Genomic DNA, 19,323 nt, shown 5'->3' on the forward strand with positions numbered 1-19,323 from the left:
TTGTTCTTTATTAAATTTAGTCATAATAAAAGACCCAAAAGTGTCTAACTTTTGGGTCTCACTTCAATTATTAATCAGCTGAGGATTTTTTAGCTTCTATGTTGACAAGCCCGTATGCAAATCTTGATGAACTTGAACAAGCAATCAGAGATTACTTTCACTATTACATCAATGAAAGAACAAAGAAAAAAACTAAAAGGACTGACCCCCGATGGAATATCGGAATCAATCCTTAGTAGCTTAATATCAATAAAGTGTCCAATTTTGTTGGGTCACTACATTCTCAGGCAGTTTTCAAAGTAGTGCGTAAATGCTACAATATTGTTGTAGTTAATTGATCAATATTGTTAATCAATTGGGCTGGCCATATTTGGTCACGCCTTTCTGTTTTTGCTCTTGTGCATTGTGGTAAGCAGTGCACTTTTTTTATATCAAAAAGCGAATTTCGAGAATCACTACATACAATAAAAACATAAAGGAAGGTGTTTCCCATGGCTATTAAAGCATCAACAGCAAAAGAAGATAATTCTTCGCAAGACACAAATTACTTATTGTCTACTGAGGCCAATCGGATTGCTTTGCAAAAAGGAATGTCACAAGAACATAGTCAAAAAATATTAACACCTCAAGAATGGGATGAATTACAACGTGACTAATATTGAATTGAGAAAAGCAAAAACACAGAAATTCATATTTGAATTTCTGTGTTTTTCATTATTCTCCCCACTCACTTCTCAGCCATTCCATTGCCAAGTTAAACCAATGAGCTGCATGAGGATTTTCTTGCCATTCGCGACCCTTAGTTTGCACATTATGTCGTGCCAAAGAGAAGCCATGATAACCATGATTAAATAAGTGTGCCTCAGTTGGCACCTTATTTTTATTTAACACACTAATATATTCAATCGAATTGCCAATCAAGACAACTGGATCATCCCATGCTTGAAAAATAAATGTATCTGGTGTTTCACGTGTAACACCAAGTGCACTATTCAAAAGATCCTTTTCTTCTGGCATCTTATCTTTTTGATCTTCTGGAATAGGAAATCCAATCTTTGCAATATTGATTAATGGGTAGCCCAAAATTGTCTTATTAGGTAATACATTTTCTTTTCCAAAGCCATATTTTTCTTGATATGCAGAACTTATAGCCATATTATTGGCTACACTCACGACGTGGCCTCCAGCTGAAAAACCAATCGTTAAAATGCGTTCAGGATCCAAATTATATTCCTTAGCATGATCTCTAAAGAACTTCACAGTTGATAAAACATCGAGCCCAGCATCAGGATAAATCTTTCCTTCATCCTGCACCAAGTTATATTCCATCACAACACTGTTGAAGCCTTGATTGTTAAAAGCTAAAGCAACAGGTTCACCTTCTCTTTTAGATAAGTGATTGAAACTGCCACCTGGCACAACGATTGCTAAAGGTCTCTTTTGCTCTACCAATTCAGGATTCTGACTCAAAATATAAGTATGAATCTTGAAGTCGCGATTGTTAAAATTAGTCAGCGTCAGATTTTCTACTTTCATGCTTACTTCCTTTCTTGCTCATCCCTCGAGATAACATAAATGAAGATAACGGTACTGTTAATATAACCCCAATTAAAGAATACATGATAATTAACGCTTCATTAACAAAAAGTTTTTCATTAACAACTTCACCCGGGGTATAGCCCAAACGGAAATACCACAAAAATAGTGACAAGAAACTACCAAACATCCCAAACAAAATAGTATTCATTGCGGTGCCCAAAACATCATTACCAATTGCGGTACCACTATTCATCAATTCTTCTTCACCAATTTCAGGATTATGCTTTTTAATTTCAAGTAAACCTGAACTCATCGCTACAGCTGCTTCCGCAATCGCACCCAGCGTTGAGAAAATAGCAACGGTCACTGCGATCATTGGATAACTAAGTCCTGGCATCTGTGACAAACCTACCAACAATTCTCCTGCTTCTGGTCCAAGTCCTGCAGCTTGTGCCAAATATTGGCAGCCCCAAATAAACAAGCTGACGATCAAGCACACAAGAAAGGCTGAATAAAATGAATTTTTCGCCACAGTGTAATCGTGAGTCCCTAAGAAAATAATCGTCACAAGCTTCAGCGGAATAAAGATCAACGTCAAAACCGCGATGTTGATTCCCCATGAAATTAACATCGCAACTAAAATCAAAAGCAGCGTATTAATCAAGACACTAAAGAAGCTTCGAATTCCTGTCTCGCCGCCAACAATTGTCATCAAAATTGCTAAAACGATGATTAACGCCATCAGCGTACTCATTTATTCTCACCTTCTTTTTTTAATAAACTCTTCCAATTTCTATCCTTTAAGAAGAATAAACTGCATCCCGTCGCAAAAATGACCGTCAACACAATCCCGATCGCTGAAATAACACTCTGTGTGGCTCCTAGTGACAATGTAAAGCCAAAAGTAGAAGCTAAGGTATTGTTATCCCTTAAGTACAAAATCGTCTCAGGTAATGCCCCAGCAATGAAGATCAAGACCAAAACATTGATTAATGGTCCCATAATTTCTTGTCCCATGGTTCGACCACTCTTAATCAATTGCTTCATCGTAATATCACTCTTGGTTTGAATCAATTCGTACAAACTAGAGATGATGTCAGTTGCTTCATCCATTACCGCACCTAAAATTCCGATTAAAGTCTGTGCTAAGAACAATCCACGCGGATCCTGCGTTGCATAGTCACCAGTTTCATATTTCATTTCAGATTCGCCAGTTAATTTCATAATGACGTAGCACAAGGCAAAGGAAACAAATACTCCAAGTAGTGTTGCTAGCCACGTTGCTAGCATCTTTTTATTAAAGCCTTGCACAATTAATAAACTGACAAATGAAAAGATAATATCAGCAAAGCCAAACAGCAAAATGATATGTGACCCATTCAAGTGAACATCCCATACGATAATCAAATAGAAAATAAGCCAACTGAGGGCCATCGAAATGACTAAGAAAATGGAATGCTTACCTGACACTGCCACCATCAAAGTTAAAGTGATCGTAACTACTAAAACTAGTACCCAATCTCGCTTGGGGTTAACAATCGCTGGATCGCCTTTTTTGATATTGACGAAAATTCGCTGGTGAGCACGATACTTCTGCGTTGTTAATTGTGAAGGATAATAAATATTCTTCGTTGTATACGTCTCACCCTTATGCTTTCCAGACAAAACCTTCAAGTGCAATATCTGTTGTCTAGTTTGATCTTGGTTTTTATAAACATCTTCGTTTTTCTCAACCAAGGTATCCTTAATCTTATTATCCGTAATTACTGCAACTTCATCTTTATGATAAATATCCGTTGCAAAATACGCTAATACTGTAAAAATTGCACCGACTATTGCTACGATAATCGCTGCAGTATAACGTTTTTTCCACTTATGTTCCATTACTACAACTTCCTATTTTCCAATATACGTTTACTCTAAAACAAAAGATGACCTATTGTTAGGTCATCTTCTAATTCTTAATGTTTTTATTTAAAACTTAAAAATTCTTTGCCACCAATGTTCTTTTCTTTCAGGAAGTTGCATATCTTCTAGAGTTCTATGAACATTTGCAGTTGCACGTTTTTTAGCGTTTTCCTTTGCTTTAGAAATAATTTCGTCATGCATGTCTTCTTTTACTTCTTCACGCTTTTCAGCAGCATCTTTTGGCTTGTCATCATCATCGCTGACAACACCAGAAATATCTGGCAAAGCTGCAATCTCATCAGAATTATCCTTAGGTGCAGTAAGCTGCTTTTGCGCTTCAATCAAATCTTGATTCTGCTTTTGAATCACATTCAATTGTTTTTGCAAGGAATTAATTGCCTCATTTTGGTTAGAGATAGTTTGTTGAAGAGTATTCAGCAACTTAACTACTTCTTGCGTATCCATTACATCAGTATTGGTGTATGGAGTTGCTCTTTTTGGCTCTTCTTTTTGCTTTTCGTCTTGTTCTTTTTTATCACTAACCGCATAAATTTGACGGGCAGCTTCTTGCAGAGTTAGACCGCTATTTTTAGATAAACGGTGAAAAGCCTTCAGATCATCAATATCTTTTTGATGGTACAAACGAGCCTTTTGTTTAGTGCGAGCAAAATAATTGGAATTTCCCGTAACCTTTTCAACGATTAAAGAGTACTTCCTTAATGTAGCTACACTAATACCTAATTCTTCTGCGGCTGCTTTAGGCGCAGCTAACTCCTCAAAATCATGCGTGTTAGTTGTCATTAAAATCTACCTCTTAATTTTCGGCATTAATCGTGCTTGTGAAGCAAAGTCTTCTTGTGGTCGAATCTGTCCATACCTGCTTCAATCAAGCGAGTAATCAATTCAGTGTAAGGAACACCAGCTTCTTCAAACAACTTAGGATACATACTGATGTTGGTGAAGCCAGGAAGAGCATTAACCTCAGTTAAAACGACTTTACCACCTGGGGTAAGCATAGAGTCAATTCTAGCCATACCGCTACATTCAGTAACTTCGTAAACTTTACGAGCGTTCTTTCTAACTGTATCAATGATTTCATCTGGCAAGTCTGCTGGAATTTGCAGCTTAGAAGTTGAGTTGTCATCATACTTGTTTTCATAAGTGTAGAATGAGCCTTTTGCATTGGTGATTTGACCAACACCTGCTACAATTGGATTATCGTTACCCAAAACAGCTGTTTCAACTTCAGTACCTGGAACAGTTTCTTCAACTAAGACCTTATCATCATACTTGAAGGCTTCTTCTAGTGCTGCAGCATATTCATCAGCGTTAGTAACATGGTTTACACCAACTGATGAGCCTTGGTTAGATGGCTTAACGAACATGTCACGGCCAAGCTTCTCAGCAACCTTTTCATAGTCAAGTTTATCATTATTCTTGTCATTGTATTCAAAGCGCTTGATTGAAATCCAATCAGCAACTGGAACACCAACTTTTTGAGCCAAAATCTTGGTAAATTCCTTATCCATAGTTACGGCAGCAGCTAAGACGTCATCACCAACAAATGGCTTGTTCATCAAACGGAACAAACCTTGCAATACACCGTCTTCACCTAAATTACCGTGAACGATTGGGAAGAAGACATCAATTTCTGGCAAGTTTTCCAATTCGATCAAGTTAGAAATGTTGTGAACCTTGTGTGGGTTCTTAACTTGGTATGAAGGATCTTCCAATACTTTGAAGCTTTCTTCTTCGCTTGCGAAGTAGCCTTCATTAGTGATCCAAATTGGATGCACATCGAACTTATCCTTGTCAATTGCTTTATAAATATTGTGACCCGAAACAATTGATACTTCATATTCTGATGAGTTACCACCAAAAATTAATCCGACTTGTATTTTTTTAGTCATTGTTTTATACCTCTTTTAAATGTTCTAAACCTTTATTATACGCAAAGAATACCAGAAAAACTCAAAATAGTGGAATATTTTTGATTAAAGCCTTTTCACAATAGTTTATAATTTAATATAAATAGATTAACCAAAGCCCCAGAAGGGAGTTCAAAATGCTTTTAAAAAAATTCTCTATCACGGCTATCGTAGCATTATTATTTGTACCGCTTGTTAGTTCTAATGCTCAAGCAGCTACTTTTACTACACAAGAAATCAACGAGATCCATAATTTTCAAAAAGAATACGCTAATTTAGATAAAACTACTTACAGTGCTTCAAATCTTTATAGTGCTAAACCAAGTTTAAGTAAGAAATTTAAAGCTGGTAGTTTAAACAAAAAATACATCAACACCCAAGTTGATTATATCAATTACTACCGTTCATTATTCAGCTTATCAGCCGTAACTACTAGCATAGCTTCAAACGCTGCTGCTCAAAAAACGGCAGCAGTCATGGCTGCAATTAACGCCAGTCCTTTTATTAACCAGCATGGTTTACCCAGTGAAAAAAGACCAAGTTATATTTCTAAAGCAACTTGGAAACTAGCTAAAGAAACATCTGAAAGCTCCAACTTGAATTTCAATGTATCACGACAATCAGCTGGCGATGTCATCACCGACTTAATTACTGACCACTACAATTTAAGCGGAGCCGATACTGGACACCGTGCATGGTTGCTTTCTACGCGCTTAACCACTACGGGAATCGGGGCCGCATATGGCAATAACGGCTACCGCTATTCCGTTCAAAAAGTGCTCAACGCAAACGACATGTTTCGTGCGGCTAGCCAGCCGGTAGTTACCTACCCTAGTGTGCGTCTTTTTCCTTCAGAATTAGCTAAGGGCAAAAACATCGTTTGGTCAATTTATCTCTCCAATAGAGTTGTCAGATCTACGCCATCAATCACAATTAGAGATCTAGATACTGATATTGTTACTAATGCCACTCATGTCAAAAATTACAGCTCTAGCGGCTATGGCAACTTCAAGACGATCATCACTTATTCACCTGGCAAAACTCATATTGTTTCAGGACACGAATATGAGGTCAATATTAATGGTGTTTACAAATACACGTTTAAGCTCTTTAAACAAGATGCCACTAATGACACCACTATCTATGCGACAGAAAAAGATAATAAAGAAAATGGTTCAAATGTCCAAACCAACACTTCTTTGAATAAGCAAACTGAGGTCCAATCCCCAATTTTGCTTCAAAATAAAATTCTAACTGCAGCAGTTACTCCTAATACTTTAACTGTTCCAACTAATTCAAATAATTTATTTGATCAGTTAGCTAAAAAGAGCAAATGGAGACAAAATTTCTTTATTAAAACTCTTCGCATTCAAAAATATTAAAAACTAAAAGACCAGACGCATTGCGCCTGGTCTTTTGATTATAAAACTTTAGATAAAAAGTCTTTTGCTCTATCTGATTTAGGATGTTCAAATACCTCTTCAGATGTGCCCTTTTCTTGCAAATAACCGTCAGCCATAAACCAAACTTCATCTGCTACTTCACGAGCAAAGCCCATTTCGTGAGTAACGATGACCATTGTCATCCCTGTGCTAGCCAAATCCTTCATAGTTTTCAAAACTTCGCCAACCATTTCAGGGTCAAGGGCACTAGTCGGTTCGTCAAACAGCATCACTTCTGGATCCATTGCTAAGGCTCTTGCAATAGCCACACGTTGTTGTTGACCACCTGAAAGACTAGTTGGGAATTGCTTAGCTCGGTCAGCTAAACCAACTTTTTCTAAAAGTTCTAAACCAGTTTTTTCAGCTTGAGCATCGCTAATTCCTTTAACCTTCATTGGGGCTAATTTGATATTTTCAATTACGTTCATATTAGGAAAGAGGTTGAAGTTCTGGAACACCATTCCCATTTTTTCACGCAATTGGTCAAGTTCCTTACCGTCTTTTAAACTAGCTAAATCCGTACCGTCAAAAATTATTTTTCCAGCTGTTGGATGTTCAAGCACATTAAGACAGCGCAAAAAGGTACTCTTACCAGATCCTGAAGGACCAATAATACAAATTACCTGTCCCTTTTCAACAGAAGCTGAAATATCCTTTAAAACTTCGTTTTTACCAAAAGTCTTTTTGAGATGTTGAATATCAAGCATTTTAGTCATTGTGTTTCATCCGTCTTTCAAAATAATTAAGTAATCTAGTCAAAGTAAAGGTCATGATGAAGTAGATGATCATCGCAATAAATAATGGTAATACGCCACGGTAAGTTGAAGTTTGAATAAGTTCAGTTTGGTACATCAATTCAGTTACACCGATAACTGATACTAATGAACTATCCTTTAATAAAGTAATAAATTCGTTCCCTAAAGCCGGCCAAATATTCTTTAAGGCTTGAGGAATAATGACGTAGCGGTATGCCTTAGCTTGGCTTAAACCTAATGATCTTGCAGCTTCAGTTTGGCCTTTAGCAACAGATGCGATACCAGATCTAATGTCTTCAGCAACATAAGCTCCTGAGTTAAGTCCGATCGCAATGATACCTGCCACTAGAGCTGATAAATTAGAAATTAATACACCGATACCGAAGTAAACAAACAAGATTTGAACCATTTGAGGCGTACCACGAATGAATTCGATGTAGCAAACGGCAATCCAGTGGAGCAACTTGTTCTTAGACAAACGCATAAGTGCAAGAAGCATCCCCAAAACAATACCGATCAAAACTGAGAAAACAGTGATTACGATAGTGTAGCCCACACCTTTAACGAAGTATGGTGCATATTTTGCCATAGTGTTGGTCTTTTTAGCTGTCTTCATGTATTTAGCAGCTTCTGGCAAATACTTTTTATCGATTAAGTTCTTCTTTTCTACGCGATTAATTGTCTTGTTAACTGCCTTAACTAAGTCAGTTTGACCCTTAGCGATTGCCACAGCGTTACCTGCTTGTGGTTCCTTTAAATCACTTTTTACGGCTAACAAACTATTATCATTTTGCGCATAAGCTTTAGCAATCAATTCTTCCACGACTACACCAGACATCTTGCCTGATTTTAATGCCAAAACTAAGTTGTTGATCTTACCCAAACCCTTAGCTTTTGACTTTTTCATTTGAGAATTAATCAATTGGTATTGAATACTACCAGTTTGTGCACCAACAGTTTGACCAGCAAAATCAGCAATCTTTCTATACTTGGCCTTGTCGCGCTTATTAATTAAGAAGTATTCACCACTTGGTCTGTAATAAATCTTTGAGAAATCTACGCTCTTCTTTCTCTCTGGGTTAGGTGTCATAGCTGAAATAACCATATCGACCTTACCAGTTTCAAGAGCTACAAGAAGTGAGTCAAAGCTCATGTTCTTGATAACTAACTTAGCGTGCAAGTCCTTAGCAATATCTTTAGCTAATTCAATATCAACCCCAACGTACTTGGTATTGCCATTTACACTAGTAGTAAATTCAAGTGGTGGATAGTCAGCTGAAGTACCCACGACCAGTTCTTTTGATTGCTTAATCTTTTTCATCACTGAGCCACTCTCAACTTTTTTGGTAGCGGCAAAAGTTGGCTGATTAAACAAAAAAAGAGTTGAAATTAGTGTAATGAAAGCAAGAAACAAGTGGATTATTTTTGCTTTTTTCATAAAAACTCCCCTAACTCTTTCGTTAAATATATATAAAATTTGTTAATTATTTTTTAATTATAAAGAAAGAACGGGCTTTGTGCAAGAAAAAAACGCAATCATGATGCATGATTACGCTTTAGTATGATCTACTTAGCTGATGTTGCTTGCCAAGGAATAGCACAAATGACATACATAATTACCCCAGCAATTACGTAGTCCAAGAAGACGCTACTGCCTATTTCTAGTAAGAATCCAAATTCAATATTATCAACATTGAAGATAACTGGCACTAATGCCAATAATCCTGAAATTAAAATTAACCAAAATCCGGCCCACATGCCAGCTGCTGCAATATCATGTATCAGCATTCTGGCATTTGCCTTTGATTTCATATCATTAATCAATGAAAACAGAGTAATGATAGTAACGATAATGATAATAATATTGACAATTACAAGTAAACAAGCAATGTTGGCACCCAAAGTTATTACGCTTAAATTGAATGCTTTAGCTACTGCATAAGGCGCATTGGCCTCCTGCTTTTTTAATTTGCTGTCAATTACTTGAGCCCCACTAGAAGAGCCTTTATCAATTCCTTGGTGAATATCTGTCAAAATCTGATTAGCCAGATCTAGATTATTAACCTTAAATCCATGAATGCCTAACGAATAGTCAATAACATGGTCGGCAATGGGCTGAGTTTGTGCGTTAGCAAGTAAATTCGCGTCATCCTCGCTTTTGGCCCCTACCAAATCAGCAAGATTATCAAAATTTCTATTTATTTGTCTGACAATAACAGCCTGATTGTAACTAGTTCTAATCTGACCTTTCATAAAAATCGGATTCAGAAAAGTAGCTGTGATTAGGGTTAATGCCGCAATCAAAAAGATTACGAAAGCAAGCATTCGTTTATATTGATTGTTTTGCTCATGCCCCATTCGTCGCAAATCAGCTCTTTTGCCTTCAACCATGACTAATAGTCCCCTTTAGCTGAAAATTTCTTTTCCTTCGTCAAACATCGTATCAATTGCACGGTGAACGACTTCCATATCAGCTGATTCAATAATTTCATGTCCTTCGCTTAAGGCCTGATTGATTTCTTCAGAAGAGCAATGAAGGAAACTGAACATCAATGCACTAGTTGCATAGTCAGCTAATGCTTCAGCTGATAAGTGGTGCTTCTTACGGTCATGATACAAACGACCAATACCACTTGTAACAAAAGCAATACCAGTTTCAAGTTCTGCTTCATCAACATCAATGCCATCAAACAAATGATTAGCTTGAATCCAGTCATTGAGCATTATACCCCAATTGTCTAGTGTGGCGTTGCTTACAAAAGCTTCTGAGATGATTCTGTCTAATCCTTCATCGTGCATCCCCAAAATAGCAATTGTATAAATAAAAGCCTTGGTTCTAGCATATGGAGCGTTGCTATTAGCCATGTCATAGTTATTTACTTGTTGACCTAATGTATTAAAAAGATTGCGGATAATATCATTAGTCAGCTTGGCTTTATGCGGATAATATGATTGCAACAGGGATTTTGAAATGCCTGATTTTTCTGCAATCATTTGCAAAGAAACATTATCCATTCCATTTTCTCTGATTAGATGGAAAGTATTGCCAAGAATAATTCTCCGTCTTTTCATGTTTTTCCGTCGTGCCATTTTTATCCCTCTAACTTTCTCTTTCTATACAACTTACACCAATTATATCAATCATAGCTATTTATGAATAGTTTTATGTTTTAAACAAAAAAATAATCCTCATGTTGATGAGGATTATCATATATCAACTTTTAAATTATAATTTATTTCAAACGATTTTGCTCATCAAAAATTTGGTGAATTGAACGATCGTTGTAAACATAGTCAATACCACGAGCCAAAAGTTGATCTACAGAGATACGAACCATTCTGTCTGGGTAACGATTATGCTTGATAGTATCAGTTACAACAATTTGTTCAATTGGTAATTCGTTAAGTACTTCAGTTGCGTTCTTTGAAAGAAGTGCGTGAGTTGCTGCAACGTAAACTTTCTTAGCACCTGCAGCTAAAACTGACTTAGTTGAAGATGAAATGCGTGAACCAGTATCAATCAAGTCATCAACAATGATACACTTCTTGTCCTTGACATCACCAATGATATCGTGGACTTCAGTATCATAGCGTGCACCGCGTTGGTCAACAATAGCAATTGGAGCATTGAAGTATTGACCAAAGTTACGAGCAAGCTTAGCGCCTGAGTGGTCAGGTGAAACAACTACGATATCGTCGTCTTCCTTGGTAGCAATACCGTTATCTAAGAAGTATTGACCAAGAAGTGGAATAGCATGCAAGTGATCTACAGGGATGTTGTAGAAACCTTGAATTTGTGAAGCATGCAAATCAACGGTGATCAAACGATCCATACCAGTCAATTGAAGCAAGTTAGCCACAAGTTTAGCAGTAATAGGTTCACGTGAACGAGTCTTAGTGTCTGAACGTGAATATGCTAAGTATGGAACTACAACATTAATAGTGTGAGCTGAAGCACGGTGAAGTGCGTCCAAAACAATTTCAAGTTCCATGAAGTTTTCGTTAACTGGATCTTGAATAGATTGAATAACGAAAACGTCACAACCTCTGACAGTTTCACCAATGTTAACTTGGATTTCACCATCGCTAAAGTGATGAACTGCAGTTTCAATAAGTGGTTGATGCAAAATTGAAGCAATCTTTTCATTTAATGCGGGATTACCACCTAACCCGATCACCTTCATTGGGTGCAATAATTGATGGAGTTCTTCCTTGTTCATAGCTACCTCTTCTGAATTAAAAATCATATACATTCTCATTATATACGAAAAAGATAGTAAATGGCCTTTAAAAAAACATTTTGTTAACAAATAGCAATCAAATTATTTGCCTTTCAAGCTTATATGTATAATACGCGTGGTATTAGTTAAATCGTTCTAGACAATATGCCATGTTGGAAGCCAAAATTACTACTTCCAGCCTTTCCTGAAATCCTATTAAGTTGTGCGTCTATTGCTCCCTGCATGTAATAGAAAAGCAGATTAAAGTCGCTCTCAATTATCATTCGAATTACCATCAACTGATAATCATATGTTTTTAGTATTCTTCATATTGTAACGATATGATGCCCAAAGTATTAAACTGATTATGCATTTTTGTCCCAAGTATCCCTCTATCCCGCATCACTAAGATAATAGCGATGAGGCAAATCGGTATTGACAATTAACTTGAAAACTTCTTTAGCATTATGTACTGATGCTTCAGTAATAACATAATCCGCGCTGGTAATCGCATGAACTTTGAATCCGTAGTAGTAAACCTTCAGCTTTATAGCCAATATTCGCGTAATCACGAAAAATCTTTACTCTGCGATTGCGTACGGGCTGACATAAAGGGACAGGAAAACAGTCAAAAGCTGAAATGCATTCTTGAGAGATTGAGCTTGTGAAGCAAGGATTCATAAAATCTTCTTTGCGATTCAAGTATATTGTCTTTGATTTATTTATACTTAATAAGAAGATCTTCTAGTATTTTTCCATATTGTAACATACCGATACTAATCAAAAATTCTTTGATTTGGTTACTCTTATCGTATAATTTTTTATTATTAGTTTGATGATAATGAATTATGTTTTTGAAAAACTCAAACGCCGCTTTATAAAATACTAATTCGGGTTTTGTTTTTATTTTGTCGCCGTTTTTAATGAAATAAGCAGTATCTATTTTTTTATTATCATTAAGTGAAAATGCTAGGATATTTACTATTATAGCTAATAATGATATCTGCATTCTGATATTAGTAGTATTGATATATTGATCAATTATCTTCTTAGCGATTATTTTGTTACTCTCTAAATCATAAAAATACATAAAATTACAGAATAAAGTTACTTTGCTTTCATTAAAATTTGGAATACTAAAAATTTTTTCTTTTATTTTATCCCTTAACTCTAAATTTGGTTTTTCTGTAGGATCTTTCATGATTTCAACCCAGGCATCTATTAATAATAATTGTTCTTGTTTTTCTTTTTTTAAAAGGCTACTTTCTTTTACTAAGGGCTTGAGACTTTTAACTTTATCAATATTATTTTCATAATACGCTTCAGACATTATGGTATTAAAGTCTTTTATTTGCTGATGTCTGAGATCATCGCTTGAATTCAATCGACTAAAGAATTCCCATAGAGGAATGTTGTTGTAATGAAGTAATTCAATTAAACTATCTGCTGTAATTCTATGGGCACTTTTTTCTACCTTAGAGTAGTAAGACTGGCTCATAATTACTCCACTATCAGTAAATTTCTTTTGGTTTTTACCTTGGCTAATGCGATATTCTTTCAATAAATCTCCTATTGTCATGTTTAACTCCTTATTTTTATTCAAATATGACTATTTTATGGAATTAATTATAAAACCTATATCATAGGTTTAACATCCAATTTAAAGAAGGAGTTAAACATTATGAATGTATTTTTGAAGAATAAAGACTACAGAAGATTCTCAGTTGCCAGCTTCCTTTCTAGTGCTGGTGATATTCTCTTTTACTTAGCATTTATGACTTATGCAAGTAAATTGGAAAACTACTCATTGGCTTTATCATTGATTGCAATTTCAGAATCTGTTCCAAGATTGTTTGACATTTTTGGTGGTTACTTAGCTGATAGAACACACAAAAAATTCAAAAGTATCTTCTTAATGGCAGTAATTAGATTTTTCCTTTACGGTTTAGTAGGGGTATTGTTCATTACCAACGTTTCTCAATGGAATTTAGTAATTGTAGTAGTAGCTATTAACTTCATTTCTGATACAGTTGGTGCCTACTCAAGCGGTCTTAGTGCTCCGTTGATTGTTGATTTAGTTGGAGAAAAAGATTTTGCTCAAGCAGAAGGATTTACTAATGGTATCAGCCAAGTTATTACTACCATTGCTCAATTTGCTGGTTCTGCATTACTGTTGGTATTATCATACTCAAGCCTGGCTTTCGTTAATGCCTTTACTTTCTTATTTGCGGGTATCTTGTACGCTAGTGTTGGACTTCGTCACAAGAAAGAAAATAAACAGCTTGAACCCGAAGAAGTGAATGATCAAAAGTTCTTTGAAACTATGAAGTCTTCATACACTCAAATTAAAAAAGCACCGGGATTATTGTCAGTTGTTTTGGTAATTGCACTTCTTAACGGTGCATTATCTGCAATGGGTTCATTATTGCCAATTGTTATGGCTGGTAATCGCTCAACAATGATTATTTCAACTTACAGTTTTACCATCGCAGTTATTGGATTAATGGTCAGTTGCGGTTCAATTTTAGGTAGCACTTTTGGATTACAATTATTCAAAAAACAATCTGTATTTTTTATGGTAATTCTAGCTTTAGTACTTAGTGCGGCCACTACAATTTCTGCATTACTTGCAAATATTTACTTAATTTTGCCAGCTTATTTTTCATTGTCTATTGTTACAATGACAGCTTCACTTAAGATGCAACAATGGCTCGTTACAACAATTGATCGTAAAATTTTGGCTTCAAGCGTTGGGTTACTTAATACTATTTTAATGGCGACAGCACCTTTAATGACTACGGCTTTGACTACAGTTTCTGGTTTAGGTAGTGTTAAATATGCATTGTTTGTACTTTTAGCAGTTGAAATTATTAGTTTCTTTGTAGCAATTAGAATGAGTATCAAAGTTGCTAAAAAAGAAATTACAACAGCTGCAGCAGCTAATGAGTAAAAATATAAGTATATCAACTAGCGCTACATATATGTATACTATAAAAAGAGACATCTTAATTTCATATACCACTATTTACAAAAGTCTTTAATCAAATCAAGTAATTTGAGACTTCTAACTGCATAACTATTATGTGTTTGACGTGGCATCAATACCAAACGCGCATTAGGCATCAATTGACTGTACCAGCGAACATGTTCAACCTTAACCCAATCTTTTTCACCGACTACACACAAAGTTGGCGTCGTAATTTTCTTTAAATCATCTTCTGAAATAAATGATTCAGTCAATTCAACTCGGCTATCTCGATCAAGTCTTAAAAAGCGGTGAAAGCCTTCAGTTAAATAGTGGTAAGGACGAATACCGGCTCCATTAACAAAAACGCCGGCCACAATCATCTTTTTGAAGATATCTGGATGTTTTCTAGCTAGCATCATTGCAGTCAAACCACCTGCATCAAAGCCAAAGCAATAACATCCCTCAATCCCAACTTGCTTAATAAAAGCATAGACGTCTTCCACTTCAGTTTTATAGTGTTCCGCAATATCGCCTTCACTAAGACCGTGACCACGCATGTCTAATACATAAACTGTGTAATACAGTGATAAAGGAGCTACAATCTTATCAAACATTCCACCATCCAAATGGTGTCCATGAAGAAGAAGCAAAGGTGCACCTTTGCCTAATTTTTGGTAATAAAATTCAACACCATTGACTTTTTCTTTCATAAAAACCCTCTCTTATTGAGCGTCGCTATCGCGCAAAGCTTGACGATCTAATTTTTTGCGCATCTTTTCATCTTCACGATCCTTAAGCATGGTTTTAATAATCTTGTGCCATACTCGATAATTACCGCGGAAATTGTCTGCTACTTTTTTAATGTTTGGTTGGTGAATAATACTGCCTTTTCTTTGCCAGTAGTGGTAGTAAGGCTTTTGGGTATAGTAAACACCCTTGCAGACTGAAATATATTTTACATTAAAAATTTGATCTTCAAGAAGTGAAATATCACGATCAAATTGTAAATGGAACTTTTTAATGATCGATGTCTTGTATGCTTTGTTCCAGCTGTAGCCTTTCATTGGTGAACCAAAGACATTAGTCAACTTAAGATAAGTTTCACTGCGTGTTAAAAAACCACCCTCAGGATGACCAACTACATGAGATTTCTTGTCAGGGTAATCCATCCAATAACCACAAGATACTAGACTTACATCTGGGTGTTCTTCAAAGGCATGAATGAAAAAGGAAGTATATCCAGGATCCACCCAATCATCACCATCATGAAAGGTGACATATGGCGTATCGATATATTTCATACCGACATTACGTGCATCGGATGGGCCGCCATTTTTCTTTTGAATTAATTTAAAATATGGAAAGCGATGGGCATAGTTTTGGGCTACCTCAACCGAATTATCAGTTGAACCATCATCTACCACGATTAGCTTAAAGCTCTTGTCGATTTGCTTAAGCAATGCATCAAAAGCGCGTGGTAGATATTGTGCCGTATTATAAACCGGCATAATGATAGTTAACTTAGGCACTTGTAACATATTGTCCCCCCTTATTGCTCTTCATTATACCATCTTCAAGTTTTAGGTTGAAATTAAGAAAGTTTTAGTAGATGATTTACTTCTTATTCAAAAACATTTAGTATAATGTTTCTATCAATTAGAATATATATTCGAGAGGAAAAATAATGAAAAAAACTATTCAAATTTTAACAGCCATTTTGTTTAGTGCTGTCGCGGCAATCGCAATTGGTCAAAATAATTTGGTTTTAGCCGATGACGATACTCCTGTAGTAACGCTCGGCAGTTCATTAACTGATTCACAAAGAGACGGTACATTAAAAACTTTAACTGCCCCACTAAATGGCGGTAACTACCAAACAATCACTGTTACTGGTTCTGACTTAGTTAGATACTTGAATCCATCTGGTGATAATTTCACAACTTCATCAGGTGTCTGGTCTAGTGCAATGATTCAAAAAACAAGCAACGGTTCTGGTATTAACGTAAAGATTTTGGACTACAATGGCAAAAACAACATTACAACTATCACTGCCAACCAATACAAAAACGCTGCTTTAACTGCCGGAATTACAGATGCTAACATCTATGTTACTAGTGCTATTCCAATCGACGGTTCTGGTGCCTTAGCCGGTGTTTATGCAGCTTATGCCAAGAATGGTAATGCGTTAAACCAAAAGCAAGTTAACGCAGCACAAGACGAAATGAACACCTTGAGTGGCATTACCCAAGATAACAAAAATAAAAAAGGTTATTCTGACGCTCAATTGAACAATGCCGTTGCTGGAGCTAAATCAGAAATGGCTAAGCAAGGTCAAAATATTTCTGATAGTCAAATTCGTGATATTGTAAATAATCAAATCAATATCAACCACTTAGGCAACACCATTAACAACAATCAAAAGAATCAAATTATCAACCTTTTGATTGAAATTCGTGATTCTGGTGCCCTTAAGAGTAGCAGTTTTAAAGGTCAAGCTTCTAAGCTTTCCAGCCAAATTGAAAATGGTGCTAAGAACATCTTTAATAAATTCAACACTCCAGAAAACCGCAACTGGCTCCAGCAATTATGGGACAGTGTGGTTAACTTCTTCAGCCATTTATTTGGCGGCGTAATTTTAGGATAAGTAAAAAGGTCATGATTATTCAATCATGGCCTTCTTTGTTACATTTTTTGATCCATATAACGGTTTAATTCGTGGTCGACAAATTCATTGCCGCGGTTATTGGCATGTCCCTTAGTCCATTCAAAGGTGCTGTCAGGAAAATGGGATAATAAGCTATCTAGTTCTTTCCATTCAGCTACATTCTTTAATGGACCGGATGACCGTTTCCAGTCGCGTTTCTTCCAGCCTTGCAACCAGTGCTGATTAATCGCATTTAAGACGTACTTTGAATCAAGCACAAAAAGCAAATGCTTTTCATTAAAGCCTAATTCAATTAACTTTTTAAGCGCATTGATCAAAGCTGTCTGTTCCATCTTATTGTTGGTTGCACCATATTCACCGCCTGAACCATGAACAGATTGGTCATCCCATTCAATCAAATATGCCCAGGCAGCTTTATCTGTCTTTTTAACATGGCCGCCTTTATAAACGCCAGTATTGCGTGTACCACCATCAGTATAAGTCGTCGCAAAATATTCAGTTGATTGAGTATTTTGCTTTTTTGTTTCTTGACTAGTTTTAACCACTTTAGGTTTATTAGCTTTTATCTTTTTAATCGCATTTTCTAACGTGTCTTGCTTTTTATTAAGAGTCTCCTCACGCGTTTTTTCCTGCCAGCCTAAATAATCGATTGCGTCAGTAATATTTTCAAAAGACTTGTATTCAGCGCCAGAAAAGCCATTAACTTGTTCTTTGGCCTCGTCCCAATTACGATAAACACCCGGAATGCGACCTTTTTTTACTGCATAAATTTTCATTGACTACCTCAAAAATCAAAAATCTTTCACTCAATGTTAAAATATAGTTATTATTGTTTTTATTTTATTATATGAAAAAGAAACGAAGGTGAGCAAAGGTTGTTTTTCAATACTAAAAAATATGCCGAAGAAGCAGAAAAAAATCATAAACATGATCTAAAGCAAGAGCCAACCATGTTTAATATGATCTCATTAGGATTATTGGCTACCTTTGCTCCTACCCGAATTTTCTTAAAAATGCACAAGAGGCACATTACTGATAATGTCGTCATCGAAGAAAGCGATCTAGAGCAAGTTCCGATTATTTATTTCCACGGTTTTCGCGGTGGTGACTACACTACTAATGTTATGGTGCATCAAGCAACTAAAGATAAAGGAAACGAAAAGTTTTTAAAAGTTACTGTAGATCTATTAGGTAACTTCAAGCTAGAAGGCACCTGGACTGGCGATAAACACCCAATAGTCCAAGTGGCTTTTCGTCAAAGAATTGTCGGCATCTACGGCATCGATTATTATTTAAGCTTTGTCCTGCCATTTTTGGCTAAAAGATATAACTTCAAAAACTATATTGCGGTAGCTCACTCATTAGCTTGTCCTTGCATCATTAGAACTGAGATGAAGCACTCTTCAAGTAAGACTTTCCCGCATTTAACCAAATGTGCCCTTATTGCCGGTCCATTTGATGGCGTAACTTATCTAGGTGACATCCCCAACGTTAATGTTTTAAATGAAAACGGGCGTCCTAGCATGATGAACCCACATTATCTTTATCTTTTATTCAACCGCAGGAAATTTAATCCTAATATTTCTGTTTTGAATATTTATGGTAATGTTTTAGACAATACCAATACAGATAAATTTATTTCAGTTGTGTCTGCCAAAAGCATCCGCTACATTTTGGCTCCTAAAGCCCATTTCTACCAGGAAGTCGAAGTACGCGGCAAGCAAGATGCGGAACACAGCTGGATGCACGACAATCCCTTTGTGATTGATATTATTAATAAGTTTCTTAATTTGAAAAAATAGTTTCTATGGGAGGAAGTTAACTGTTGACCAAAACGTAGATAAATATAGAAGAATATGGAAACTGGAACTATTTAGAAAGATAAACATGGAGAATAG

20 protein-coding genes and 1 pseudogene are annotated in these 19,323 nt (G+C 36.0%); 6 read left to right on the forward strand and 15 right to left on the reverse strand.

Annotated features, from left to right (window positions below; genetic code table 11):
• Positions 1-98 precede the first annotated feature (98 nt).
• Positions 99-236 (forward strand): IS3 family transposase, encoded by a 138-nt coding sequence (locus RDN22_RS08100; protein WP_374043095.1) that lies wholly within the window; start codon positions 99-101, stop codon positions 234-236.
• A 255-nt stretch (positions 237-491) separates the two neighbouring features.
• Positions 492-656: a hypothetical protein gene (locus RDN22_RS08105; protein WP_308557350.1), complete on the forward strand. Its 165-nt coding sequence runs from the start codon at positions 492-494 to the stop codon at positions 654-656.
• Positions 657-714: 58 nt separating this feature from the next.
• On the opposite strand, the gene RDN22_RS08110 is transcribed toward RDN22_RS08105, so the two are convergent.
• The 5 genes from RDN22_RS08110 to RDN22_RS08130 all read right to left on the reverse strand — a co-directional run bounded on the left by RDN22_RS08110 (position 715) and on the right by RDN22_RS08130 (position 5,357).
• On the reverse strand, positions 715-1,536 hold the full coding sequence (locus RDN22_RS08110; protein ID WP_308557352.1) for an alpha/beta hydrolase: 822 nt from the start codon (positions 1,534-1,536) through the stop codon (positions 715-717).
• Positions 1,508-2,293 (reverse strand): YibE/F family protein, encoded by a 786-nt coding sequence (locus RDN22_RS08115; RefSeq protein WP_308557354.1) that lies wholly within the window; start codon positions 2,291-2,293, stop codon positions 1,508-1,510. The genes RDN22_RS08110 and RDN22_RS08115 overlap by 29 nt, the downstream gene beginning before the upstream one ends.
• Positions 2,290-3,423: a YibE/F family protein gene (locus RDN22_RS08120; protein WP_308557356.1), complete on the reverse strand. Its 1,134-nt coding sequence runs from the start codon at positions 3,421-3,423 to the stop codon at positions 2,290-2,292. The genes RDN22_RS08115 and RDN22_RS08120 overlap by 4 nt, the downstream gene beginning before the upstream one ends.
• Before the next feature lie 90 nt (positions 3,424-3,513).
• Entirely contained in the window at positions 3,514-4,248 is a 735-nt protein-coding gene (locus tag RDN22_RS08125) for a MerR family transcriptional regulator (protein WP_308557358.1), read from the reverse strand.
• Between the two features lie 26 nt (positions 4,249-4,274).
• Positions 4,275-5,357 carry a D-alanine--D-alanine ligase family protein gene (locus tag RDN22_RS08130; RefSeq protein ID WP_308557359.1) on the reverse strand — a complete coding sequence of 361 codons (1,083 nt, stop codon included), beginning with the start codon at positions 5,355-5,357 and terminating at the stop codon, positions 4,275-4,277.
• Positions 5,358-5,512: 155 nt separating this feature from the next.
• On the opposite strand from RDN22_RS08130, the gene RDN22_RS08135 reads away from it, so the two are divergent.
• On the forward strand, positions 5,513-6,757 hold the full coding sequence (locus tag RDN22_RS08135) for a CAP domain-containing protein (protein ID WP_308557361.1): 1,245 nt from the start codon (positions 5,513-5,515) through the stop codon (positions 6,755-6,757).
• A gap of 38 nt (positions 6,758-6,795) precedes the next feature.
• Here the strand turns inward: RDN22_RS08135 and RDN22_RS08140 are convergent, their stop codons facing one another.
• The 7 genes and pseudogenes from RDN22_RS08140 to RDN22_RS08170 form a co-directional block, all read right to left on the reverse strand.
• Entirely contained in the window at positions 6,796-7,533 is a 738-nt protein-coding gene (locus RDN22_RS08140) for an amino acid ABC transporter ATP-binding protein (protein WP_308557362.1), read from the reverse strand.
• Positions 7,526-9,010 (reverse strand): ABC transporter substrate-binding protein/permease, encoded by a 1,485-nt coding sequence (locus tag RDN22_RS08145; protein WP_308557364.1) that lies wholly within the window; start codon positions 9,008-9,010, stop codon positions 7,526-7,528. The genes RDN22_RS08140 and RDN22_RS08145 overlap by 8 nt, the downstream gene beginning before the upstream one ends.
• A 128-nt stretch (positions 9,011-9,138) precedes the next feature.
• Positions 9,139-9,963, reverse strand: a complete 825-nt coding sequence (locus RDN22_RS08150; protein WP_308557366.1) for a hypothetical protein — start codon at positions 9,961-9,963, stop codon at positions 9,139-9,141.
• 15 nt (positions 9,964-9,978) lie between these two features.
• On the reverse strand, positions 9,979-10,662 hold the full coding sequence (locus RDN22_RS08155) for a TetR/AcrR family transcriptional regulator (protein WP_308557368.1): 684 nt from the start codon (positions 10,660-10,662) through the stop codon (positions 9,979-9,981).
• Positions 10,663-10,805: 143 nt separating this feature from the next.
• Positions 10,806-11,792 carry a ribose-phosphate diphosphokinase gene (locus tag RDN22_RS08160; protein ID WP_308557381.1) on the reverse strand — a complete coding sequence of 329 codons (987 nt, stop codon included), beginning with the start codon at positions 11,790-11,792 and terminating at the stop codon, positions 10,806-10,808.
• A 142-nt stretch (positions 11,793-11,934) separates the two neighbouring features.
• A pseudogene (locus RDN22_RS08165) lies at positions 11,935-12,422 on the reverse strand (transposase); the annotation flags it as partial.
• An 88-nt stretch (positions 12,423-12,510) separates the two neighbouring features.
• Positions 12,511-13,371 carry a helix-turn-helix domain-containing protein gene (locus tag RDN22_RS08170; protein WP_308557370.1) on the reverse strand — a complete coding sequence of 287 codons (861 nt, stop codon included), beginning with the start codon at positions 13,369-13,371 and terminating at the stop codon, positions 12,511-12,513.
• Positions 13,372-13,473: 102 nt separating this feature from the next.
• Here RDN22_RS08170 and RDN22_RS08175 point away from each other — a divergent pair, with 102 nt between their 5' ends.
• A complete protein-coding gene (locus tag RDN22_RS08175; RefSeq protein ID WP_308557371.1) occupies positions 13,474-14,742 on the forward strand; it encodes an MFS transporter in 1,269 nt (422 codons plus the stop codon).
• A gap of 71 nt (positions 14,743-14,813) precedes the next feature.
• Here RDN22_RS08175 and RDN22_RS08180 read toward each other — a convergent pair whose 3' ends face one another.
• Both RDN22_RS08180 and RDN22_RS08185 read right to left on the reverse strand, forming a co-directional pair.
• The gene (locus RDN22_RS08180) at positions 14,814-15,470 is read right to left on the reverse strand and encodes an alpha/beta hydrolase (RefSeq protein WP_308557373.1); all 657 of its coding nucleotides are present in this window, start codon (positions 15,468-15,470) and stop codon (positions 14,814-14,816) included.
• A 12-nt stretch (positions 15,471-15,482) separates the two neighbouring features.
• Complete coding sequence (locus tag RDN22_RS08185) at positions 15,483-16,298, reverse strand: glycosyltransferase family A protein (RefSeq protein ID WP_308557375.1); 816 nt, start codon at positions 16,296-16,298, stop codon at positions 15,483-15,485.
• Between the two features lie 146 nt (positions 16,299-16,444).
• Between RDN22_RS08185 and RDN22_RS08190 the strand changes: the two genes are divergently transcribed.
• Positions 16,445-17,404: a DUF1002 domain-containing protein gene (locus tag RDN22_RS08190; protein WP_308557376.1), complete on the forward strand. Its 960-nt coding sequence runs from the start codon at positions 16,445-16,447 to the stop codon at positions 17,402-17,404.
• Positions 17,405-17,442: 38 nt separating this feature from the next.
• Here RDN22_RS08190 and RDN22_RS08195 read toward each other — a convergent pair whose 3' ends face one another.
• Positions 17,443-18,201, reverse strand: a complete 759-nt coding sequence (locus RDN22_RS08195; RefSeq protein WP_308557377.1) for a ribonuclease H family protein — start codon at positions 18,199-18,201, stop codon at positions 17,443-17,445.
• A 99-nt stretch (positions 18,202-18,300) separates the two neighbouring features.
• Here RDN22_RS08195 and RDN22_RS08200 point away from each other — a divergent pair, with 99 nt between their 5' ends.
• Complete coding sequence (locus tag RDN22_RS08200) at positions 18,301-19,227, forward strand: alpha/beta hydrolase (RefSeq protein ID WP_308557379.1); 927 nt, start codon at positions 18,301-18,303, stop codon at positions 19,225-19,227.
• The last annotated feature ends 96 nt before the right edge of the window (positions 19,228-19,323 follow it).

The sequence above is a fragment of the uncultured Lactobacillus sp. genome (genome assembly GCF_902491705.1).
Classification (GTDB): Bacteria; Bacillota; Bacilli; order Lactobacillales; family Lactobacillaceae; genus Lactobacillus.